Source organism: Vibrio minamisatsumaniensis (genome assembly GCF_050337445.1).
Taxonomy (GTDB): Bacteria; Pseudomonadota; Gammaproteobacteria; order Enterobacterales; family Vibrionaceae; genus Vibrio; species Vibrio artabrorum.
The window spans coordinates 13,050-35,853 of the sequence record NZ_JAKJSY010000034.1 but is presented as its reverse complement, the minus strand read 5'-3'; the positions used below and the strand labels follow the sequence as shown (position 1 = coordinate 35,853).

General features: G+C 43.8%; 18 protein-coding genes. 10 read left to right on the top strand and 8 right to left on the bottom strand.

Annotated features, from left to right (window positions below):
• Positions 1-69: 69 nt before the first annotated feature.
• The 3 genes from cas3f to L4B77_RS09445 form a co-directional block, all read right to left on the bottom strand.
• Positions 70-3,405, bottom strand: a complete 3,336-nt coding sequence (cas3f, locus tag L4B77_RS09455; protein ID WP_429750036.1) for a type I-F CRISPR-associated helicase Cas3f — start codon at positions 3,403-3,405, stop codon at positions 70-72.
• Between the two features lie 2 nt (positions 3,406-3,407).
• Positions 3,408-4,391, bottom strand: a complete 984-nt coding sequence (gene cas1f, locus L4B77_RS09450) for a type I-F CRISPR-associated endonuclease Cas1f (RefSeq protein ID WP_429750034.1) — start codon at positions 4,389-4,391, stop codon at positions 3,408-3,410.
• 444 nt (positions 4,392-4,835) lie between these two features.
• Entirely contained in the window at positions 4,836-5,372 is a 537-nt protein-coding gene (locus L4B77_RS09445; protein ID WP_429750032.1) for a hypothetical protein, read from the bottom strand.
• Between the two features lie 415 nt (positions 5,373-5,787).
• On the opposite strand from L4B77_RS09445, the gene L4B77_RS09440 reads away from it, so the two are divergent.
• A complete protein-coding gene (locus L4B77_RS09440; RefSeq protein ID WP_429750030.1) occupies positions 5,788-7,170 on the top strand; it encodes an MATE family efflux transporter in 1,383 nt (460 codons plus the stop codon).
• A 215-nt stretch (positions 7,171-7,385) separates the two neighbouring features.
• Here the strand turns inward: L4B77_RS09440 and L4B77_RS09435 are convergent, their stop codons facing one another.
• From L4B77_RS09435 to L4B77_RS09425, 3 genes are all read right to left on the bottom strand, one after another.
• Positions 7,386-7,763 carry a VOC family protein gene (locus tag L4B77_RS09435; RefSeq protein WP_261840745.1) on the bottom strand — a complete coding sequence of 126 codons (378 nt, stop codon included), beginning with the start codon at positions 7,761-7,763 and terminating at the stop codon, positions 7,386-7,388.
• 278 nt (positions 7,764-8,041) lie between these two features.
• Entirely contained in the window at positions 8,042-8,839 is a 798-nt protein-coding gene (locus tag L4B77_RS09430) for a helix-turn-helix transcriptional regulator (RefSeq protein ID WP_429750028.1), read from the bottom strand.
• A 57-nt stretch (positions 8,840-8,896) separates the two neighbouring features.
• Positions 8,897-9,430: a YbhB/YbcL family Raf kinase inhibitor-like protein gene (locus L4B77_RS09425; protein ID WP_429750026.1), complete on the bottom strand. Its 534-nt coding sequence runs from the start codon at positions 9,428-9,430 to the stop codon at positions 8,897-8,899.
• A gap of 243 nt (positions 9,431-9,673) precedes the next feature.
• On the opposite strand from L4B77_RS09425, the gene L4B77_RS09420 reads away from it, so the two are divergent.
• From L4B77_RS09420 to L4B77_RS09405, 4 genes are all read left to right on the top strand, one after another.
• Positions 9,674-11,083 carry an ATP-binding protein gene (locus L4B77_RS09420; protein ID WP_429750024.1) on the top strand — a complete coding sequence of 470 codons (1,410 nt, stop codon included), beginning with the start codon at positions 9,674-9,676 and terminating at the stop codon, positions 11,081-11,083.
• A complete protein-coding gene (locus L4B77_RS09415) occupies positions 11,061-11,708 on the top strand; it encodes a response regulator transcription factor (RefSeq protein WP_429750022.1) in 648 nt (215 codons plus the stop codon). The genes L4B77_RS09420 and L4B77_RS09415 overlap by 23 nt, the downstream gene beginning before the upstream one ends.
• Positions 11,708-12,520 (top strand): DUF2861 family protein, encoded by an 813-nt coding sequence (locus L4B77_RS09410; protein ID WP_429750020.1) that lies wholly within the window; start codon positions 11,708-11,710, stop codon positions 12,518-12,520. Before L4B77_RS09415 ends, L4B77_RS09410 begins: the two co-directional genes overlap by 1 nt.
• A 103-nt stretch (positions 12,521-12,623) precedes the next feature.
• Positions 12,624-14,999, top strand: coding sequence for a glycoside hydrolase (locus L4B77_RS09405; RefSeq protein ID WP_429750018.1), 2,376 nt, complete (start codon positions 12,624-12,626; stop codon positions 14,997-14,999).
• Between the two features lie 68 nt (positions 15,000-15,067).
• Here the strand turns inward: L4B77_RS09405 and L4B77_RS09400 are convergent, their stop codons facing one another.
• Positions 15,068-15,970 carry a LysR family transcriptional regulator gene (locus L4B77_RS09400; protein WP_429750016.1) on the bottom strand — a complete coding sequence of 301 codons (903 nt, stop codon included), beginning with the start codon at positions 15,968-15,970 and terminating at the stop codon, positions 15,068-15,070.
• A gap of 125 nt (positions 15,971-16,095) precedes the next feature.
• Here L4B77_RS09400 and L4B77_RS09395 point away from each other — a divergent pair, with 125 nt between their 5' ends.
• The 5 genes from L4B77_RS09395 to L4B77_RS09375 all read left to right on the top strand — a co-directional run bounded on the left by L4B77_RS09395 (position 16,096) and on the right by L4B77_RS09375 (position 22,234).
• Positions 16,096-17,160 carry an HlyD family secretion protein gene (locus L4B77_RS09395; protein ID WP_261839928.1) on the top strand — a complete coding sequence of 355 codons (1,065 nt, stop codon included), beginning with the start codon at positions 16,096-16,098 and terminating at the stop codon, positions 17,158-17,160.
• A gap of 4 nt (positions 17,161-17,164) precedes the next feature.
• Entirely contained in the window at positions 17,165-18,715 is a 1,551-nt protein-coding gene (locus L4B77_RS09390; protein ID WP_261839927.1) for a DHA2 family efflux MFS transporter permease subunit, read from the top strand.
• A 286-nt stretch (positions 18,716-19,001) separates the two neighbouring features.
• On the top strand, positions 19,002-20,582 hold the full coding sequence (locus L4B77_RS09385) for a response regulator (protein WP_429750013.1): 1,581 nt from the start codon (positions 19,002-19,004) through the stop codon (positions 20,580-20,582).
• Positions 20,576-20,908: an Hpt domain-containing protein gene (locus tag L4B77_RS09380; RefSeq protein WP_261839925.1), complete on the top strand. Its 333-nt coding sequence runs from the start codon at positions 20,576-20,578 to the stop codon at positions 20,906-20,908. Before L4B77_RS09385 ends, L4B77_RS09380 begins: the two co-directional genes overlap by 7 nt.
• A 429-nt stretch (positions 20,909-21,337) precedes the next feature.
• Positions 21,338-22,234 carry a sigma-70 family RNA polymerase sigma factor gene (locus L4B77_RS09375; RefSeq protein WP_429750010.1) on the top strand — a complete coding sequence of 299 codons (897 nt, stop codon included), beginning with the start codon at positions 21,338-21,340 and terminating at the stop codon, positions 22,232-22,234.
• 202 nt (positions 22,235-22,436) lie between these two features.
• Here the strand turns inward: L4B77_RS09375 and L4B77_RS09370 are convergent, their stop codons facing one another.
• Complete coding sequence (locus L4B77_RS09370) at positions 22,437-22,790, bottom strand: hypothetical protein (RefSeq protein WP_372092292.1); 354 nt, start codon at positions 22,788-22,790, stop codon at positions 22,437-22,439.
• Positions 22,791-22,804: the final 14 nt, after the last annotated feature.

Below are 22,804 nucleotides of genomic sequence, written 5' to 3'. Positions count from 1 at the left end.
AGAAATATACTGCAGTATTTTTCATACCGTTTACTACCGAACAGGTAGCTTGCTGAGCTAGCATAATCACTAGCTCATATCTTTCCCTTCAAAAATTCCGAGTACAGGGTGATACAACCATTGCTTCCCTAACTCGTTCTCGCGTGGTGCTCGTAAGCTAACTGAAGCAAACTGAATACAGGTTTCTTGCAACTCTGTATCGTGCCATTCGGATAGCTGTTCAATAACTTCAGGCAACTCTGCGGCCCCCCAAATTGAATTACTATCAGCCACCAACAACTCGCCAAAAGGTTCAAAACCTGACGACTCAATAAGTTCATTCGACACCCTATCCCACTGTTTGAATACAAGCTCTTCATCAAGCGCATTCAACATACATACGTAATCAATAGACAGGTTACTTTTTCTAAATGGCGTTTGCTTTTGGAACTCCGCAAATAAATGCGCTTTGCTGTTGCTGTACCAAGGCTTCACCGTATCTCTGAGCTTTAAATTCATAGCGAGATGTTCGAGTTCAATAAAACCACCTACTTGTTTATTTACAAATAGCTGACTTCTCTCAGGCTCTACAAATCTAGGCGAAGAGCTAATTTCATGTAACTCGTTAGCTTCCATTTGCAAGCATAAATCATGGGAGGAAAGCTGAAGGCATGGCGTCTCGTTACCATTTTTTATTAACCTAAAAGTTTGCTTACTTTCGAACCCAGGTTTTGAATAGGCTACTTTACCTTTACCTTTGAGGGCCTTAACATTCTGATTTAATACTAAAATATTGGTACTTTGTGGTTCAATGCGCCTGTGTCTTTGCACTCGTCCTGCCAATTGGATTATCGAGCGCATAGAGCTTGGTTCTACCACTGCCCAGTCGTAGTCATGATCGCGCCCGACTTCCGCCACGGGCGTTGCGAGTACCACAAAAATATGGTTTTGCTCGGGGTAATGCTTCAATGCTGCTTCAACCACTGGCGCTTTGATGACCCCTTGCGGATCGTCTCGGTCTCGTTGCAACACTCCATCCAATTGTTGCTCTATGGCCGAGCGCACCGCTAAAGGATGCTGGCTATGATAGATACAGTAATGGATGCGCGTATTTTCAGGCGGCGGGGTTGCTAATAAGTGCTTAGCTACCGCTACTAAAGGCTCAATGTTGGCCATGCGAACAATACCTGCCGATACCGTTTTCCCTTTAGAGCTTTGCAGTTCAGAAACCGTTTTATGATCAACAGCAAGCTGAGTTATTCCCCGATATACGGTTTTAGCAAAGGTTTCGATAACTTGATGCGGTGGAAGTTGAGTCTCTGCTATTTTCAGCCAGTCACCTTTATGTAGATGCTCGGAATGTTTGCTCAGTTTCTCAGCTCTAAGCTTTGTAAACTCATCGTGACTGGATCTAAACTCGGCAACACCAGTAGCACTCGTTGATTTCACCCCAAACTCATCAAACCATGCACATGAAACAGGTCGCTCGATTTGCTGGCCAAATACTTGGTTATACTGGGCTCGACCACTTTGATAACAAGCAAATAAATGTGTGACTAACGCTGGCGGTAGCGTGGCTGAAGACAGCAGAACACGAGAACCAAGCAAGCCTGAAAAATACACCAAACGCGCAAGTGCTGGATCGTCTTCTAACGAAAAGTCATCCGGTTCATCGAGTACTAAATCACTGGTTAATAGGCGTAACATCGGCGCGATTTGTTGGCCTCCTGTCACGCCTTCTGATACGGGAATAATATGATCTATGGTGCTAACCGATAGTGGAGCACTGACTAGCTTATGAACAGCACCTCTGTTTTCTAACCAACGATGTAAATACTGGTTATCAATTTCGCCGTCATAACGCACATATTCATGTTCGGCAAAGATCTGCTCTGACTCACTGCCAGCTTCGCTAGCTCTCTCTAATTTTTCTAGTTCTTCTTGCTGCTTTTGCTTATAAAACAGCTCCTTCACCGCTTGAGATCCAATGTGTACTGCAAGGTCGTCAGTATCTAAGTTCAGCCTTTGCTGCAACGCGTCGCCCGTTTGTAAGGTAAGGGTGCGTAGGCCTAATGCCACACTAAAGCGGCAACCTATAGTAGGATTAGAAAGGCCGTACATAATACGCGCATTAGCAAAGGTTTTACCTTGGCCTGTGGATGCCATGTTTACACCAAAAAAGCCTTGTAGCTCAGTCTGTTCAGCAATGCTGTAGGCACAGTCGTAGGCTTTATCTTGCCAGCGGAATTTGCTGATTTTGCTACGACGCTTGAAACCTTTGTGATTGGTAATAGCAGGCATTACGCCGTGAAGCTTGGGAATTGTTCGCGCTAATATGTACGCATTATGAGCCACGCCCACGCAGTGCTCATCAAGCTTTTGTTTTGGCTGTCCTGTTTCTCTGTAGGTATTGGCATAGGCGTTATAGCCTTCATCTTGCCAATAGGTATTTGGCTCCCCTGAAGAATAGGCATGATCAGCCAACATCAATGCCATGCGAGCAATGTGTAATGGAAAAGCTTTATCAAGGGAGGCGTACTCCACTAAGTTAGCTTGATTCAATGCGCGCTTCGCAAGCTCCTTGGCTTTACTGCGCCATTTATAACTTCGCATTGGTGTACCGTGAGGAAACGCGGTAACCGCGACTCTTTCTGCAGAGGTAAACTTATCTATGCAATGGTTTAGGGCATTCCAATTGGCACCGAAGCCCGTAAGCCAGCTATCCACATCATTTAAGTCTTGTTTTGGTCCATCCCCTAGGCATTTGGGTAATCTGTGATGAGATAAAATTAACCAAACAATACATTGGGCAAGCGGGGACTGAGACAAATCAGTAAAGCTAACACTTTGCGTTGGGTCGCAGCCTTCAATTAGTGGTTTGTCATCATTTTCAGAAACGGCACCAAGATGCTCCAACCACTCGTGATCGGTTCTACCTGCCACAAAACCAATAAACAGTTGGCAAGATAACCACTCGTGGCGGTAAGGTTCGAACCCTTTGCTTTTTGATTTAGGTTTTAGTTTTTGTTGAAACAGCTTGTTACCTTTACCGAAGTCGTGGAACAGAGCAGCAATTCCAGCCATAAGAGCAGAAGCTTGAATGCTATTCATGTTATTTTCGTCTTGGCTTCGAAGAATATCTCGCTGAGTCGTATTAGTTGGAACACTGCCATCTAAATTAAACTTGCGACGATTACCAACAACCCACATTAATTCAGTATGGTTTTTACCACGTACCCAGTGGCAAGCGACAGCGGTATTGCGCCTTGCTGTTTTCTTTAGTAATTGTCTTAATGTTTTTAGACCTTCATAGGTGATTGGCGTCTGCCACGTTCGTTTACCTTTACGCTCTGCGAATTGGTCTAAGACACGGCGTGTTTCTGGTAAGGCTTGTTTGCTGCACTCAGAAACCAATAAAATATTCACCCTTACTGCTCCACTTTGTTATTTTGCGCCAATGCTGAAGCCGTGCTTTGCAGTGTCTCGATCATCACATCTAATGCATGAGCTGAACGGAACTGATTTAAGCACCGCTGACGAAACTCTTGTTCGTCGTCTCCTTCCATAGCTGCGATAAAGGCTTGAGGTAATATCAACGCATCTTTAATTATATCTGCGACGTCAAACACTAACCCACCTCGGCGGGTTTTTCCATGTAATACCGCTAATCCATGAGGCAGGCCAATTACCCAACATGCTGTTGCAGCCAAACCGTAAGCGAGATAATTACCATGATCTAAAAAACGGTTAGCGATATCACTGCTATTACCCTTCTCTGAGCGGGTAAAGTCGCCATATTGACTGGCATGGCAAGCGAGCTTATACAGCGTTTTCGTGGTGGTTGCTTCTAAAGAGAGCAGTTCTTGCGTGGTGGAACAGGTATGCATTTTGTCTTCAAAGCGGCTCAGTGCACCTTCTAATTGTTCACTATTGAGCTTGAACTCATTTTTAATATTGGTAGACAGCCAATGTTTACGAATTTGCTTTATGCGTTCGGATTGAAATAGCTTTGCCGCATCAAGGCGATGATGGTCATCAAACCAAAAACTTACCCATTGTTGAAGGTATTCTGTCGGCCTATATTCAGACTGAGGAAGCAACCAAGACACATCTACTTGCACTTCGTTGCCTGAGTACAGAGGTGTTCCACCACCACCGCAAAAACCCACCAGAACCCCAGCTTTTGCTAAATCCCGCATTGCCGCTTGCGTAATCGATGTGCCCGTACCTAGCATGATCGCGGTCGTGTTTGCGATAGGAATATTCCAATAAAGACTTTCTTTACCTTGGTCGGTAACATATTCAACTCGCCCTGCATTGACCAATACACGACAATGCTGCAGGTAATAAAGATTGGCACGCTTGGAGTGTAGGATCGTTTTCAGATCGCTAGGACTCATTACTTTGGCCATAGATTCACCTAATGACTAATGTTAAGCCCTAGTTTCACTCAAATCTTTCTAACTTATCGTGATGTGTAATACATAATCTTCACCGTATTGATCCCCATCTCTGCATTGACATCACTTCAAAGGCCAACCCAATATTTCGCTTTTTTTAATTCTAGATTTCAAATTATGTGGCGAATTAACCATTGACCTTACCGTAAGGGAAAGGTTTAAGGTGAGTGAAACCAACAATGAATAAGGAGACGACGATGGGATGTTGTAATAAGGCGCCTAAAGGTGGTGCACCACTCGGCTTACTGCTAAAAGTGATGCTTGGCATCGGTGTTTTTGTGTTTGTACTGGCCATGTGGCAGTAGAAGCACTTTGAGTATTGGCACGAGCTTTAACGCAAAGATAAGTCAGCATAGGGTGCCAAAGGTATATTGGCGCCCTATTTTTTTGTTAACTCTACTTTGCGATACAGTCTAAAAACTCCGGATCTGAAAATACTTTTTCAACATTTAACTTCATTATTTCGTTCAAGGTTCCAAACGCATTCGCAAACTTGGCCGTGTTCTTTTCAATTATCTGTTTTTTCTCGTAACAGTTTGGACTGTCTTTTGATTTAACCCTATATAGAACATCGAGCGTCCAATCAATGCTGTATCCAAGGTCGTCAATTAAAAATTCTTGTATTTCGCCCGACACTTCGTTTTGTGATCCCCCGACGTTAATACCAACAAATCTCGATTCAGTAAAAACGACCTTCTCAAAATACTCATCAACGTTTTTTTCCAGAATGATGTCGCCAATCGCTGTATTTTGGACCTGGTTGGGTTTAACTTCGGGGTTCAATTCACCGGGCAAATATTTGAAATCTCCTACATCGATACTCCCTTCAACAGACATTGTACTACTTGGCGAATAGTTGAGCGTAATGGGCGCGGTAGCACATCCAGAAAGCGTCAATACAGCCAAAGATAATCCGATTTTTTGATACAACATTTTGATTCCTTGTCGTTTTTTAGTGATGCGGTGCTTAATATGAAACTAAAAGCGAATCGACCAACAAATGGTTTCAATATCGTGTTTTTGTCTAGCCGGTAATTTCACTAATTGTACTCACCCCTGTTCATTCATAACAATAACTTATACCTTTCAATTTAGTGATTTACCTAGCAAATAACAAAGTTGCACCATCGGTATATTTGTTAAGAAAACATACGCTTATATAAACGACAACAGAATTGAAGCCGCTATATCAGGGATATCCAACTTGATCGCTGATACCCAGTAAATCGAATGCTTGACCCTAAACTATAAGGTGTTTATATTATCGCCGCCCAACGGGGCACATCCTAAAATGCACACCGGCCATCCTGCCATCATTCGTGTATTTATATTGGTGTTGTGAACTTCCATGCTAACGAAACTTCGTCCTTTTACTCGTGAATCGGGTGCGCTTATGCACCTTTCGGTTCCAATCATTTTGACTCAAATAGCTACCCAAGCGATGGGATTTGTCGATACGACAATGGCTGGCCAAGTAAGCCCTGCCGATCTCGCGGCGATCGCACTTGGTACCAGCCTTTGGATTCCTGTGTTGTTATTACTGCGTGGCGTGATTATGGCGCTAACGCCTGTTGTTGCTTACCACCGAGGCGCACGTGACTTTCAAAGTATCTCTGTTGAATTCTTCCAGATGGTTTGGCTCGCATTAATTGCTAGCGTCCTGCTTATCGCCTATTTAGTGAGTGCGAAACCGATCTTAGAATGGATTGGAGTGGCCGCTGAGATCATTCCGATTGGCAGCGACTATGCTTTTGCCCTCGCCTTCGGTGTGCCGGGTATTGCCCTGTTCTACACTTTGAATGGCTTTTGTGAGGGCATGAACAACACCAAAGTACCAATGATCATCTCAGTGGTCGGTTTGTTAGTGAATATCCCGGTCAACTACGTACTGATCTACGGTAAGTTTGGCTTCCCTGAAATGGGCGCTGTGGGTTGTGGTTGGGCGACAAGCTTAGTGTATTGGCTAATGTCGGGAATGCTCTATTCCTACATTAAAGGCCACCACCAATACAAAAATATCATTAACTTTGCAGACGCCAAGCCAAAAGCAAAAGAGATGATTCACCTTTTAAGGTTAGGCTTGCCTATCGGAATGAACATCGCGGTGTGTGGCAGCATATTTGCCGTTATTGCGTTGATGATTGGTCGTATAGGTGCAGAGAACGTGGCTGCCGCGCAAATTGCACTTAACATTTCAAGCCTGACTTATGTGATTCCAATGAGTATCTCATTTGGCATTACGATTCGCGTTGGACACGCGTTAGGAGAAAAGGATGAACTTAGCGCAATAGAACGCAGCAAAGTCGGCATCGTGGTTGCTGCGTTAATTTCGTTGCTCTCGGTTGCAATATTCCTTCTATTCCCAGAGTGGATCATTAGACTTTACACCACCGACCCTACGATAAGCGCAACCGCAGCAGTGTTGTTGACGTTTACGGCTATGTACCAATTCAGTGATGCGCTGCAAACATCTGCGAATGGTGCATTACGTGGTTATAAAGACACGAAAGTCCCGATGATTTTAGCGATCGCTTCCTATTGGGGCTTAGCACTGCCCTTAGGTATGGTGCTGGGCTTAACAGACCACATTGTTCCAGCAATGGGTGAAGAAGGTTTTTGGATAGGTATTCTAACAGGATTAAGCGTATCGGCTGCGCTGATGTTAATTCGCTTGCGATACGTGATTAAGAAGCGTGACTTGCCATCAGCAGATGTTTCAATAGCAAGCTAAGATCGACCAATAAGCTAATACAAAAAAGCGCGTTATTGCCATTTGGTAATAACGCGCTTTTTTATTAAATTCGAATAAGCTTTAATCTAAATAGAGTCGTTTAGTTGATCCGATTAACACCCGTGGTTCACTTCACGCACTGTACCTTCACAACCACCAACCGGACATTCATTGCACGTAACTCAGCCAACAAAAATATCGGTATAGTCTAAAATTTAGTAATTCGAAACTTCAATCAGATTACCATCAGGATCACGAAGATAAACCGAGACAATTTTTCCGATTGCACCGGTTCGTGGCACCGGTCCCTCTTCGATGACGATGCCCTGCTCTTGGATATGTTCAACGACCTCAGCAATTGGGGTATTGGTAATAAAGCAGAGATCTGCACTACCGACTTGTACACGGCTTGCCTTTGGTTCGAACTCGCTACCACTGAGGTGTAAATTGATCTTCTGCGTCCCAAATGACAACGCCAACCGACCCTCGCCAAATTCGATGGGCTTCATTCCAAGCACTTTTTGGTAAAAATCGACCGTAACTTGTAAATCACTCACGGTTAATACCAAATGATCCAACTGACTGATTTCCATCATTACCTTCCTTGTAAATAAGAGTGGTAAGCGCTTATTCCGCTGACGCTGTATATTTCGTCCATATTTGAACAGAACCATTAAAGCTCATCTTAACAACGTTCTGAGGATGAGTTTACTATAGTAATCCGAACACAAGACGATGCATACAAAGAGAAAGCATGTATACGTTAATAAATGTGCCACTTTTGGTGCACCGTTCGCGTCTTCAGTATTGATGACTGAATTCGACTGGTCAGTGCAACGGTTCTGATTAGCGTTTAGGGCAAACAGAATGGTTATGGCGCCGCGACTTTATTGCTCGCGACTGTCTTGATGTATTCACTGGGCGACAAACCAAATTTGCCTTTAAAGCGCTGACTAAAACGCCCTTCCGATTGATAACCGCAAGACTGAGCCAACATCCCAACATTCTGCTGTCCGCTTTGCATCAGATAAAGCGCGTGACTCAACCGAACTTCAGCCAACACCTCACGATATTGCATACCTTCCAGTTTGAGCTTTCGAATCAATGTCGCTCGGCTCATCGCAAATCGCTCCGCCACCGACTCTAATGGATGTTTCTCATCTGGTGAATGTGAAAGATAATGGCTGAGCTTTTGGCTAAGCGAGACGTTGGCACTGGCAAACAATCGATGCAACACCCCTTTTTCAGCAAGTTGCTGGTACAAGCCCTGTAACCAAAACTGTTGCGTCTCTTTGCTCATGCTCTGTGTATCAAACAAAAACAGCGCGTTGAGTGAGTCTTGTAAGTTTCGATCCGCTTGCACTGTAGGCAGCCCCAGATCATTCGAACGTTCCTCACTTAAATCAAGCATCGCCTGACAAGGTTGGAATTGAAAGCTGAATACTCGCGACAAGAAACGCCCTCTGTGGGGCATGTTCTCAAAGCTTAGTGAAGCTGATGCCTCACACAATAACAGCTCAGAATGTGAGAGTTCTGCCGCTGAATCTTTCCAAAACAGGCGCTTACTGCCTGTAATGATCTGAATGATACTCGGGGATAGAATCCTCACATTACGCAGCTTTTGTAACTGCTCTGCACGAAAGATCGTCACTTGATATTGATGATTCATCTCATCCCCTTGTTTACTTATTATGTACGTGTATAAGCTTTTAACGTACACAAGCGATTAACGTGTATAAGTTGCGGTCAGTTTCGCTTTGTCTAAAGCCATACTGTTCAACGTGAAGCCCACCACTGCCGACGGCGTATTTTCGTCGAGGTTAAGTTTGTCCGTTGGCAGTGCCCAAACCGTGAATTGGTAGCGGTGCATGCCATCTTTTTCTGGAGGACATGCGCCACCAAAGCCAACTGTGCCGTAATCAATGCGACCTTCTTTGCCACCGACTTTAGCGATGTCGACACCGCGAGGTAGCTCGTTCACAGTTGCAGGGATGTCGAATGCGACCCAGTGCCAGAAGCCACTTTCAGTCGGTGCATCGGGATCATAAACTGTAATCGCAAAGCTTTTGGTGCCTGCTGGTGCATCTTTCCACATCAATTGTGGTGATAGGTTATCGCCGTTACAACCCCAACTTGAGTATTCAAAAGTCTTCGCCATTGGGTGACCTTCTTGAATATCGTTACTGGTTAATTCGAACGCCTGAGCAGAGCCTGCAGCCAAAATACTGATTGCCAATACTGATTTGATGATGAGTTTCATGATGGTTCCTCTTATTAGGTATGAGCCCAGTATAGACCCCTCCGCTTACTCAATAGTGACAATAAGTACACAATTATCTAGTTTAAGCTGCCAATATGACACTTACTGTATTTTCAATTGATTATTTTAAAGCATGACCTACTCGACAATTTTTTGTTAAAGGAACACTTGTTGACATTCAGGTTACAAATCTCGCCCAAAACTCTTTAGACTTGCCCCACGACTTTTAACGAGAATGATTGGATGCGCAGGTTTACATTAGCTCTTTGCTTGATCTTTTGGCTCCCGACTCTAGTCAATGCACAAAGTTTGCAAGACAAGTGGCAAACCCTGTATCAACTGAGCTGGGAATCATCCCCAATCCTAGTATCTCAACAAGAGTTGGCTCAATATCCGAAAGTTCTGCTTCATGAACGTAGCCGCTATCCTGATTTCAACCAATTCAGTTGGGACGACATCGCAGCGTTAGCGTCAATACAAGATCACTGCCGAACGATTGAAAGTAATAACCCTTCATTACATGATGCCATCGAGTTCGAGCTCGCTCTGTGTCAGCAACAAGCATTGGATTCGATTTGGTTTGCAGCACACTCCAAACGTCACCCTGCCGGTGGCAGCTTTGCTGATCGTTATTTGGCAGTTTACCCAGACGTAAGCGAGCAAATACGTCCATTATTGAGTATTACCAACCCTCAGCATCCTTTATATACCAAGCTAGAGTCGCTAACAGCTCAAGGCAGAGAAGCACTGCTCAATGGATACCGCGCTTGGCAACAAGGCGATGTGCTTTGGTTGAGTGGTGAACAAGGCTGGAAAGCCATTCCCTTAGATGTATGGCAGCCTATCGCAGATCAGCAAGAGGTATCTTTGGCAGGTGAAACCTGTACTTTTCGTTACAGCAACGTGTGCTTAAGCGAGCCTAGCAATGACAATCTGATCATGAAAACCTTGATCTTTTCATTGCTGTTAACGTTGCTTTCCGGGCTAGGTAGAGTCTTATACCTAAGAACAAAACAACGAAAAGAGAGGCAGTTCGTTTTACAGCTTCTTACTCATGAACTGCGCACGCCCATTACTAGCCTAGGTCTAACCGTCGAGATGTTCAGAAATTGCTACGATGACTTTTCTGATGAAACTCAAAGTGCGGTTTGGCGTTTAATATCTGACTATCAAAGGCTCTCTCAGCTCACCGAAAACAGCAAAGTGTACCTAAGTTCTGATCAGTCAGAGCCTTTGTTAAAGCAAAATGCATCATTAGAAGAGTGGCTTGATCATGTATGTGAAAAGCACAATATTTCTTATCAATGCGAAGCGCGTGAAGTTGAACTAAACCTGCCTTATTACTGGCTAACCATCTGTTTGGATAATCTAATCAAGAATGCCAAACAACACGGTAAAGGTGAGGTTTTGGTCAAGGTCGAGCTCGGAGACAAGCTGACGATTGAGGTACAAGACGAGGGGCACTTCCCTTCGCCGATACAACGACTCATGTCCCGTGTCACGCCAAGTGAAGCGCACAAACTGGATAACATGGGCATTGGTCTGACTATTGTCGAGCACTTGATGAAGCAAGCAAATGGCCGCCTTATTATTCTTCGTAACCCAACCCGATGTATTTTGGAAATTGCTTATGAACACCCTACTGCTGATTGAAGACGACCAACTGCTTGGACAAGGCCTCGTCAGCTTCTTTGAATCCAATGGTTACCAATGCCTTTGGGCGAAGGATTCAGAGAGTACCGGTAAGCAATGGTTTCGAGCCGATCTTGTGATACTGGATCGACAGCTTGAAGACGGTGACAGCTTGCGACATTTGCCGAATTGGTTGCTCCTCAAAGCGATTCCTGTGATTGTGTTAACGGCTAAAGTGGAAGTCCAGCAACGCGTAGAAGGCTTAATGGCAGGTGCCAAAGATTACGTGACTAAGCCATTTTCTAACGACGAATTACTTGCCCGAGTCATTACCCAGCTACGTCCGTTAGGGGTGAGCCTCTTAAATTACGCAAATATCCAAATCAACTTGTCGGAACGGATCGCTTATCTGGATGAAAGCCCTATCACGTTAAAACCTAAAGAGTTTCAGTTATTGGTCTTGTTTGTTCAGAACCAAAGTCGTGTGTTTCACCGAGATGAGTTACTCAATAAGATTTGGGGATATCAGGCCTTTCCTAGTACCCGAACCATTGATAATCACATCCTACGCTTACGCCAAAAGCTGCCGACATTGAATATCGAAACACATCGCGGCGTTGGTTACCGCTTAGCCGGGGAATCATAATGAAAGTTCCTTCGTTAGCGGCACTGCTCTGCACCTTGCCGCTCGTAAGTCATGCGGCATGGTTTACCGACACGCCATTGCAGCACACCTATCAATCGCTGCTTGATGGTCAACCTCAAGTTGCGTGGCAAGAGCTGCAAATCGCACTCGATCAACAAACACTCGATAGTGAACTTTGGCTGCCAGTCAAACAAGAGATATTGAGCCAAACTCAATGTGGAACCTCACTAAAACAAAGTGCTGAGCCAAAACACCACATTCAAGTCAGTTTCATTCGACGCTACGGCCTGTCGTCACACGGTTATCAAATCAAAGTCTCTGCCGAGCAACTAAACAAAGGCTTAGAAACCCAAACTCTTTCTTTAGTATCGCCTAAAGGCAAAGTCCTTCTCGATGGACAACTCGCTTCCAATAATGAGTATCAAGAGATTGAGACCAGTGAAATGTTTATCAAACCCGAATCTGGTGTTTATCAACTAAAGATAGGTTCAAACCACTATCCTATTGTTGTCGCTTTAGACAACAGCAAGCGATGGTTAACACTCGAAAGTAAACTCAGCGAACCACATATCGTGATCACGCCACCGAAGGTGATCGACAACTGCCCTAACGCCAATGTGAGTTGGCAATGGTTTGATGATAACTACAACCTGCTAGGTTACAAAGTGCCAATCAAAACAGCGCAAGCACCCGTTCCCAAAGAAAGTCCACTTGGAACCAAAGCCAAGCACTTGAGTGCTTCGGTTGAAATGTTTGAATACCAAGGCGCTATTGAAGTCCAATATGTGCAACGCGTCGCCGTGCCTTTCTAATGGAACACCACTAAAGCCAAACAGAAAATAGAGACATATAGGTGACAAAGCACTCGCGCTACTTAGGTGTAATAACCGTACTTACCCTTTACGGAATCTAAATATGCTCAGCGTACGTCACCCACTCAATCTTTCTACTTGTGCCATTGTGGCTTTAACAACAGCTTGTCTGTTTTCATCCAATGCACAAGCGCGCCAAATAACACTCACCAGTAACAACAACACCGTCTCTATATCATCGAATACTCTAGAGATAGATTGGAATGACTTAAGCGTTAACAGTGGCGCTCTCACCGTTGATAGCCAACCACAGAAAATGACCAACCTGGTCATTGGCTTATCCGATAAAGCTGACTCAGCAAAAATCGCCACTTGGACCTTAGTGCCTAGTGGGATAAACGTTGAGGCCGAGCTTAATCAAGGCCAGCTCACTTTTCAGTTCAGCTTGCCTTCGAATATTCAGGTGGAACGAAACGAGCCCATTGAGTTGGCGTGGTTTGATCTTGCAGAACAACAAACTCAGACACTATTTCTACCCTTTAGTGAAGGCATGCGCGTGCCTATTGATAACAAGCTTTGGGCAAGCTATCTCGTCGGCAACTATTCTGGAAGCAATACCACTCAAGACTTAAAGATGCCTTTTTGGACTGTGCAGCAAAACAATCATTTCATTAGCTATCAGATGGTTAATGCGACCAACAATCAACTGCTCTTTTCAGATGCATCCTCTGATAACTCATCTAATTCAAAGACCAAAATTGATATGAAGGCATTACACCAATTTACGATGCTCAATCAATCACAGCCTTTTATTGTTCGTATCACCCTTGGAGACTCATGGTTAGATGGAGCGAAACACTACCGCGATTGGCGCATCGAAAATAACCTTTCTGAAACACTGGTTGTTAAACAAAAACACAATCCAGATGTGAGTAAGCTAATCGGCGCAAGCCACGTTTACCTATTTGGCAAAGACCCATTAAGCATCCAAGATGTGAGTGACTGGTGGGGATTGAAAACATGGTATCTCGAGGGCTCTAAACTCAACGTTTCTGCGGAAGCGAACAGAGAGCTGTCGTCACTATCCAAGGGAAAAGATTGGTTCAGTCAGTATCACAAACAACTATTGTTGGACTCTATTAGCCAGTCATTGCAGGTGTTATATCCTGTTGGTAATCCGACACTCAAAAACAACACGATTAAAGCGCAATACAAAGCAGCACAGGATAAGAAGAACTGGTTGCTAGAGCACGCTTCCCCTTACCTAAACTCGCCAGAGACTTGGGGACAAGCGTTGTCTTCAGGCATGATCGCCAATCTAAATAAGGCAGGCTTAAACAAACTGTGGCTCGGATTCGATAATTGGATGCCAGCATTCTATCAACCTAACGCTGTGGCTCTTGCAAAACAGTCCGGATATCTGGTCGGCACCTACGACTCCTACAACACAGCCATTCCTGCGAAGCTCAATGACAACTGGCTAACCGCTCAATTACCAGAGCCGATGCGTCAGAGTTGTGCCATTGAAATGGCAGATGGCAGCCTAAAAAAAGGGTTTCGAGGTAACGGATTCTATCTAAATCCGAACTGCCATTTAGAATACGTCAAGCAGCGCGCTCAAGACATTATGAGGTTCGGGAACTTCAACAGCTTGTTCTTAGATGTTGATGCAACCGCCATGGCCCGTGAAGATTACAGCGGCTCTATAGACAATCATATCAAGAGTCATAGCTACAACAATGGAAATGGCAATACAAACGAGTCGGACATGCTTTCAGCCTTCAACAACCGAATGCAGTGGCTTAGCGAGCAACCATCGTTAGTATTAGGATCTGAAGACGGCAACAGCCTAACAACAAAAGGCATCGCGTTTGCACACGGCTTAGAAACGGTTGGTTTTGGTTGGACAGATAAAGAGATGAAAGAGAACCGCCAGTCTCCCTATTACTTAGGTCGTTGGTACCCAGACCACAAGCCTGACTTCTTCTTTAAGCCGGCCGAGGTTAAAGAGCCCTATAAGTCGCTACTGTTTTCGCCACAATATCGGATTCCGCTTTACCAAGCCGTTTTCCATGATGAAGTAATCAATACGCACCATTGGCATTCAGACAGCCTCAAGTTCACTAATGTAAAAGCAGAACGTGACTTAACCGCCATGTTGTATAACACACCACCGATGGTGCACTTAACCAGAGATGAAGCTTTATCAAGTTCAAGCCCGAGAATCAAAGCACTCAAACACTATCAAGATGGCTTTAAAACGATCCACGAACAGTTATGGGATAAACAGTTGGTCGATTTCGAATGGTTAGATAAGACCGGCGATGTTCAACAAACCGAGTTCAGTGACGGGAGTAAGATCATAGCCAACTTCTCCAGCAAGGCATTTCGTCACAACGGTATCGATATTGCTGGCCTATCGATCAAAGCTATATTAGCGAATGGACAAGCCGTCGACTGGCAGCCCAATCATAGTTAACTTCGATACAGTTTAGACAATAACGAATAATAGGAAGCCTAAACACTTAACCAGTAAGGTTTAGTCCGTTACTTTTGCTTCCTATTTTGAAAGGCCGTCAACAGATAGTCGATAAAGACCTTCTTACGTTTCGGCATCAATTGTCTGTCTGCATACACGAGACTGACTGAAACCTCTGGCATCTCATATTCAGATAACAGATGAATCAACTTACCTGTCTTGAAGTGTTCACGACAAATGAATTCAGGAAGCACAGCTAAGCCAAGCCCGTCCACACAGGCCGTTAAGCAGGCCGTGATGGTATTCACTCGTAACTGACAAGGCAGATCGATCAAAGCCACCTCACCGTCTTCTAATTGCAGTTTCCATTTAGGTATACGCGCCGCCTTGTTCACGACCTCAATCATTCGAAAGGGTGTCTTGAGATCCATTGGTGACTCTATTTGTCCAAACCGTTCTAAATATTTGGGGCTGGCAACCAATACACGCCCAGAGGTCGTTAAGTAACGAGAGACTAAACTGGAGTCTTCTAAGTCACCAATTTGAGCGTAAAGATCTATCCCTTCTCCAATGATGTCGACTTCTCGGTTACTCAGTTCCAAATTCATCGTCACGTTTGGATGCTCTAGCAGAAAGCTATGGATATATTTAGCGAGCACCTGATGACCAAGCTCGACAGGCAGTACTACGTTTAAAGGACCGCGTATCAGATCCTGATTGGCTGAAACTTCTAATTCCGCTTGATTCATAATGTCATGCATTTGCATGCTCAATTGATAAAAACGGTCCCCTTCTGGTGTTAACACTAAACTACGGGTCGAACGAGTGATCAATCTCACACCTAAATGCTGTTCGAGATCTGCTAGTTTCCGGCTAACCGTCGATTTTGTCATGTTCAATGCTTCAGCAGCTTGTGTGAAACTCCCACAATCAACAACTTGCGTAAAAACAGTCACCGCATTTAAGTCCATCGTACTTCTCCAAAAAATCTATTAGTTATATTTGTGCAACAGTGTTTCCCTTTTTTCCTATCTTATCAATCAATAAGTTTCGTTTACAATTCGTTACATCCAAATAAATAGAAAATGAGAATAAAATGGCAGAGAACAACAGCGCTTCCCAGACAGTAAGCACAAAAAAACGTAAAAAAGCACCGCTTATTGCGACGGCAATCATGCTGTCATTGGGGTTAGCTGGCGCTGGATACTGGTACGGCTATGGCCAGTACTTTGAATCGACGGATAACGCCTATCTGCAAGGTGACATTACCAACATTAGCCCTAAGGTCTCGGGTTACATTGTTAAGTCTTATGTCAGTGATAACCAATCCGTTAAAAAAGGCGATTTGTTGGTTCAAATTGATGACCGTGATTATCAATCCGCACTCATTCAGGCGAATGCGCACTTAGCGGTTGTTCAATCAAGCGTACAAAACTTAATTGCCAAACAAACGTTACAACGTAGTCAAATTAATCAAGCAGAGAGCCGCGTTGATTCCGCACAAGCAGGATACGAACGCGCACTGCAACAAGCCGAGCGATCTCGTAGTCTGTTAAAGCGCAAATATGCTTCACAAGATGAAGTTGACAGCATGGCAGCACAACAAAAAGTCACTCAAGCCGAGTTGGAAGAAGCAAAAGCTAATTTGGTCGCAAGTCATGACCAACTCACGGTTATTGCGAGCGAAATCGAACAAGCACAAGCATCGGTAGCGGAAGCGAAAGCACAACGTGAACAGGCACAACTTAACCTCGAGTACACCAAAGTTTATGCTCCCACAGATGGTGTGATTGGTAAACGTAGCGTGCGCGAAGGTTTATTGGTTCAAGCTGGCGCACCACTTCTGAGTTTAGTACCGAATAATCAAGTGTGGATTGAAGCCAACTTTAAAGAAACACAATTAAGCGGTATTCACAAAGGTCAAACCGTTGAAATTGAGTTAGACGCTTTCCCAGGCCAACCGCTTGAAGGCGTAGTTGACAGTTTCTCCCCTGCGACGGGTGCAAAATTCGCGTTACTACCACCGGAGAATGCAACGGGCAATTTCACTAAAATCGTTCAACGTGTACCAGTGAAAATTACCATTCCAGATCAACAAGAATTGAAAGGTCGATTGCTTCCTGGTTTGTCTGTAGTTGCAACGATCGACAAACGAGGCTAGATCCATGAGCAACGCTGCTGCTGTCGCCCCAACTCATGATGAAAGCGAAGTATCGAGTCGCAACTGGATCGCCCTATTTGGGGGCTTAATTGGCGCATTTATGGCGATCTTGGATATTCAGATCACCAATTCATCTCTGAAAGACATTCAAGGTGCGCTGTCTGCAACCTTAGATGAAAGCTCATGGATCTCTACGTCTTATTTAGTCGCCGAGATGATCGCTATCCCACTCAGTGGCTGGCTTTCTAGAGCGCTTGGTAAACGCCGTTATATTATTTGGACCACGCTCATTTTTACCCTTTCATCTTTGTTGTGTTCAATCTCATGGAATATGACTTCGATGATTGTATTCCGGGCGATGCAGGGATTCAGTGGTGGCGCATTAATCCCACTCGCTTTCTCATTGGTCGTTCAATTATTGCCCATCAACAAACGTGCCGTTGGCATGGCCTTATTCGGGGTAACCGCGACCTTTGCTCCCTCGATTGGTCCAACATTTGGTGGTTGGCTGACCGAGAACTTCTCTTGGCACTATATTTTCTACGTCAACATTCCACCAGCTCTGCTTGTGATCACTATGATCCGTTATGGCTTAGACGATGAAAAACTCGACCTTGGTACCCTGAAAAAAGCTGACTGGTTTGGTATCGTGACCATGGCTCTCGGGTTAGGTTGCTTAGAAGTGGTATTGGAAGAAGGTAACCGTGAAGAGTGGTTCAGCTCAAGCCTGATCATTGGTTTAAGCATTGTCTCCGCCGTCAGTTTGGTCTATTTCGTTCTCAATGAATTACAACATAAAAAACCCTTGGTGAATTTGCGACTGTTGCGGGATGGACAATTTGCGATGTCTTGTATCGCCTATCTGATTTTAGGGATGGCTTTACTGGGTTCCATTTATGTTCTGCCGATGTACCTCACTCAGATTCAGCAATATAACGCGATGGAAATTGGTGAAGTGATCATGTGGATGGGTTTCCCACAGCTGCTGATCTTCCCAATCGTACCCAAGCTAACGCAAATTATTAAACCTAAGTATTTGGTAACCTTTGGCTTCGCGATGTTCAGTTTCAGTTGTTACGTAAATACTCATATGACAACCGATTTTGGTGGGCAACAGCTGATCTTATCCATGGTTCTACGTGCAATTGGGAGCCCGTTTATCATGGTTCCGCTGTCTTTGGTTGCCATGAAAAACATCAGTAAAATGGATACGCCAGATGCATCCACCTTATCCAACGTAATGCGAAACTTAGGTGGTGCTTTCAGTATCGCGATTATCGCTACGCTACTTGATAATAAAACGCGTGAACATTTGGCTCACATCAAGGAGTCATTACCTTCGGTGAGTCAGCTTGGGTGGCAAACACTTCAGCAAAAACAAGCTTTTTTTATTCAATCAGGGAGCGATGCCGCAACGGCGATGCAACAAGCACAAGCAAGCTTACTTGGTACAATGCAGCGTGACGCTTCAATCATGGCTTACAACGACGTGTTCTTAATCATGACGGCATTCTTGGCTCTAGCAGCAGTATTAATTCTCAACATGCGTGATTAGCACTAGAGTTTTGAGTAAATAAAGCGCAAGTAACGGGTAATATTTCGAATAAAATCTCGCTTAACAAAACAGAGAGGTAAGCTTATCGGCTTGCCTCTTTTTTATTGGTTAAACTCGTATAATGCGAAAAATAAGGCCAACACAATCTTCGTTTAAACACTTCCATAAACGTTATCGAATACTCGTTAATTACCAATAGTTTATCAAGTGTTTGTTTATGATATATGCACCTTGACAGTGTGCAACTTGACGCCTAGATTAAAAATAGCATTTGGTATTGAGGAAAATGGATTTGACCTTACCAGCGAACCTACGGGTTTTAATTGTCGACGACTCTAAAAGTGCAACTATTCTGATAAAACAACAACTATCAAGCTTAGGTATTGCGCATGATTGCATTTCTATCGCGACCGACTATCGGCAAGCGATTAAAGCGGTCGAGAGGCACTATTTTCATGTACTTCTCATCGATTACCACTTGGAGCAATCCTTTACTGGGTTTGAACTTTTGGGGATCCTGTATCGAAATCGGCTCATCGATCATACTGTGGCCACGGTTCTCGTATCAGGGGATATGCGTCAAGAAACGGTATTAACCGCTCTCTCAGGTGAAGCACACCATTTTGTATCTAAGCCGATCAATACTCAATCTTTAGGTAAGGAGATTCAAAGTGCCGTGTCGGCATCAAACAAGCTCAGCCTGTTACATAATTTATATCCTATCAACAATTACGATCGCCTAACTCAAGCCTTAGCGATCTCACCAAATACAACCAGTGTTCAGTTTGAAGCGACATTAATTGAACACTTAATTGGAGGCAAAAAATGGGATTTGCTTTCAACGACCATCAACAGCTCAAAAACGAAAATGCACCCGACCAAATTAGTTGCAGAGGCATTGATTTTAGACAGTTTAGGAAAAACAAACTTAGCGATAGAAAAGCTACACAACTACCTGATTACCCAGCCGCTGTCATTAAACGTTATTGATTGCTTAAGCTGTGTTTATGAAAAGCATAAGATGTTGGAGCCTGCTCTTAAATTGGCGATTCGTGCATTTGAGATGACACCGAGTATCAGCCATCGTGCAGTCAGGGCGCTCGAGTTAGCAAGCAACACACAGATGATCGTAAAATTGGGTGAGATGTATGCTTCGCACATTTCAGCGGCAGACATTGATGCCATCCGTTCGATTGGTGCGCACTTTAATGCGTTAAAATCAGCGTATCAGCGTGAGACACAATCAAAGTACAAACGAATTTTGCTTGAGCATGCCAACAAATTCACAGAGTTAGTAAACCTGAAACTTCCGGTAAAACAACATCAGCAAGTTCAGGCCTGCCTCGCCCTATTTCATAGCATCATATTGCTTATCGAAGACAACCCTCAAATTGCCCACAAAAAAGTGATTAGAGCCTCAACACTGTTGGCAAATAATTTTTACAGCCAACCCAGTTACATGCTCATTCAACTATTACCACTGCTCGTTCACTTTGGGGAGTACTCGCTTTATCACGTCGCGATGGAATGCCTTGAATCTCGTGGAGAAGCCGTAAGCCACCAACTGAAGCCTAAAAATATTGACCCTTCGACTTGTATTAATATTGAAAACGTTGGATCAATCCAGGAATTAAAAGACTACATTCACAGTTATCCATATTCCGTTGCCGCCAAACTTGACTATATATATGCCGTCCATAAAGCTCATATAGATGAGAAACTTAGCGACGACTATTTGGAAGAGCTTTTACAGTTAGAACTTCCGCCAAAATGGAATCAATGGATTAGTGATTCATCACAGTATGGTTTTTCCACTAAGCCACCTAACCCATTTTCAACATGCAGCCGACAGGAGTCCACATGCTAGACTTTGATGCTTTAAACGCCTATTTAGATAACGACAGAGACGTAATTTACGCCGTTTTGTCTACCTATCAAGAAGATCATGGTAATTCGCTAGAAGAGATCGAAGAGTTGGTTCAACAACAGGATTGGGACAAGCTTCATTTCACTGTGCATACCTTAAAAGGCATATTGGCCAGTTTCGGCGAAGACACCGCCACTCTCGCATTAGAAAGAGTTGAGCAAAACACACTCAATAAACTGGCTCCTCAAGAGAACGATCTTTCCGTTATCTATAATGAAGTCAAGATCATTAACCAGCAAATCAATGAGGTTCTTAGTACTTATTAGTCGATAAAATTAAAACGTTCGTGGTGAGACTTAACAGCTGACAGCTAAAAGAGTTGAGGTACTTTGAAAACATTGAACCTCAACCCTTGCTATTGTCTTTATCAATTTCCCTACCCATTTTTCGCCGATCGCATCTATATTTCACCAATCAAATCTATAAGTTCTTATCATTCATCCAGATAAACCGATACATCAGACATAACTGTCCCCCCCTTATATTGATGTTTTGAATAACTACAGCGCCCATTTGATGAAGTACAATAAAGGTTAAACTTTTGTAACAAGTTTGTCGKAGTAAAGATACAAGATTGCAGTTTATTTATTGGTAAAGAAGAAACTGTTATCTACACTATAATGAAACCAAGTGTTAATCACTTTATAGCATAGCGCTATAGCGAAATGTTCAGTCGGCTAGATAAGGACAAGGAAATGAACAACGATAGCTTTACTGCGTTTCAGGAGCTCACGGATGACAACCCTATTAACAACTCATTTTCGACTACTGCAGAGCCTTATGCTCACTATCTGAAGGATATCGTAGGCATCGATCTACTATCGCGTGAAGATGAAGTATATTACGCAAAATTGAATCGCGCGGGTGATAAAAAAGCGCGTGATGTCATGATCGAATCAAACCTGCGCCTTGTTGTGAAAATCGCAAAGAGTTACCTAAAACGTAAAGGCCATAATTTCACTCTGCTCGATCTGATCGAGGAGGGGAATATCGGCTTAATCAAGGCCATCGACAAATACGACCCTGAACCCGGTTATCGTTTTTCAACCTATGCCGTATGGTGGATCCGCGAAAACATTGAAGCGGCACTGATGAACACAGGACGTACCGTTCGCTTACCAGCTCATGTGTGTAAAGAAATAAACAGCCTCGCCTCAAAAAAACTCGATGCAAATAAGAAAATGAGCAAAGAGATTTCTATTTCAGAACTCTCACAGCGTTCTGGTGTTAAGGCCGAACGCGTCGATCAATTGGTGGCGTTAAGCGGATTTATTGACGTAACGACAACGGTTGGAACTAGCCAAGCCCCCATGGTGCTTGATCAATGCGAAAGTGAATACATCCCGACTCCTCAACAAGATTGTGAGGATAAATCTTTTACCCTAGCTTTAGAAGAAATCATCAATACGCTTCCACCAAAATTGCAAAAGGTGTTAATCCACCGTTTTGGTTTCTTTGATAACAACGTGAAAACGCTGTCTGAGGTCGGACAAATGTTGGATGTGAATGTTTCTAACGAGCGGGTTAGACAGATGCAAAGAGAAGCGGTCGAGAGAATTCAAAAACGACTCAAATTTGATGGTTGGGTGTAAATCGCAATCCTGTTGAATATTAGGTGAAAATAACGTTAAGCCAAAACAACAACGTAAGTAAAAAAACAACGTTAAGTAAAAGAAAGAACCTTAAGGGTGAGCCTCAAAGCTTGCCCTTTTTGTTTGCCTGATTATCTACAAAACAAAAGGATCGTAAGCACACGAATCCTAAGCCCCTAATAGCAAATACCACAGCATAAACTTACCTTAGAGAAGTGACTCGCTCACTGCGTAAAATGAGGTAATGAATATAAGTGGTTTCAAGGCAATCTTGTTCCCACACCGATAAAATACGTTTCGCCGCAAAATAATAATCTTTGTTTCTCAACAGCATCCCAACCGTGCGGCTAAGCTTTTCAAATCGAACGTAATCGCTCGCAGAGATGTCGTCATCTTCATTTTCAATAATGGGCGCTAAACCATCGACAAACCAATTATTCAATATTTCTCGCATCTCCAATTCAGACTCCGGCACATCCACACTCGACAACGCTCGATGTTGAGGCGGTGGCACGATGTACTTCGACGCTAGCGGTGAACTGACATAACGATACATGCCCTCACTCCCTT

Coding starts and splice junctions, on each gene's coding strand:
- L4B77_RS09420 (WP_429750024.1), top strand. CDS start 9,674: ATGCGCAGGTTTACATTAGCTCTTTGCTTGATCTTTTGGCTCCCGACT.
- L4B77_RS09430 (WP_429750028.1), bottom strand. CDS start 8,839: ATGAATCATCAATATCAAGTGACGATCTTTCGTGCAGAGCAGTTACAA.
- cas1f (WP_429750034.1), bottom strand. CDS start 4,391: ATGGCCAAAGTAATGAGTCCTAGCGATCTGAAAACGATCCTACACTCC.
- L4B77_RS09435 (WP_261840745.1), bottom strand. CDS start 7,763: ATGGAAATCAGTCAGTTGGATCATTTGGTATTAACCGTGAGTGATTTA.
- L4B77_RS09375 (WP_429750010.1), top strand. CDS start 21,338: ATGAACAACGATAGCTTTACTGCGTTTCAGGAGCTCACGGATGACAAC.
- L4B77_RS09380 (WP_261839925.1), top strand. CDS start 20,576: ATGCTAGACTTTGATGCTTTAAACGCCTATTTAGATAACGACAGAGAC.
- L4B77_RS09400 (WP_429750016.1), bottom strand. CDS start 15,970: ATGGACTTAAATGCGGTGACTGTTTTTACGCAAGTTGTTGATTGTGGG.
- L4B77_RS09390 (WP_261839927.1), top strand. CDS start 17,165: ATGAGCAACGCTGCTGCTGTCGCCCCAACTCATGATGAAAGCGAAGTA.
- L4B77_RS09410 (WP_429750020.1), top strand. CDS start 11,708: ATGAAAGTTCCTTCGTTAGCGGCACTGCTCTGCACCTTGCCGCTCGTA.
- L4B77_RS09395 (WP_261839928.1), top strand. CDS start 16,096: ATGGCAGAGAACAACAGCGCTTCCCAGACAGTAAGCACAAAAAAACGT.
- L4B77_RS09370 (WP_372092292.1), bottom strand. CDS start 22,790: ATGTATCGTTATGTCAGTTCACCGCTAGCGTCGAAGTACATCGTGCCA.
- L4B77_RS09445 (WP_429750032.1), bottom strand. CDS start 5,372: ATGTTGTATCAAAAAATCGGATTATCTTTGGCTGTATTGACGCTTTCT.
- L4B77_RS09385 (WP_429750013.1), top strand. CDS start 19,002: ATGGATTTGACCTTACCAGCGAACCTACGGGTTTTAATTGTCGACGAC.
- L4B77_RS09425 (WP_429750026.1), bottom strand. CDS start 9,430: ATGAAACTCATCATCAAATCAGTATTGGCAATCAGTATTTTGGCTGCA.
- L4B77_RS09405 (WP_429750018.1), top strand. CDS start 12,624: ATGCTCAGCGTACGTCACCCACTCAATCTTTCTACTTGTGCCATTGTG.
- L4B77_RS09415 (WP_429750022.1), top strand. CDS start 11,061: ATGAACACCCTACTGCTGATTGAAGACGACCAACTGCTTGGACAAGGC.
- L4B77_RS09440 (WP_429750030.1), top strand. CDS start 5,788: ATGCTAACGAAACTTCGTCCTTTTACTCGTGAATCGGGTGCGCTTATG.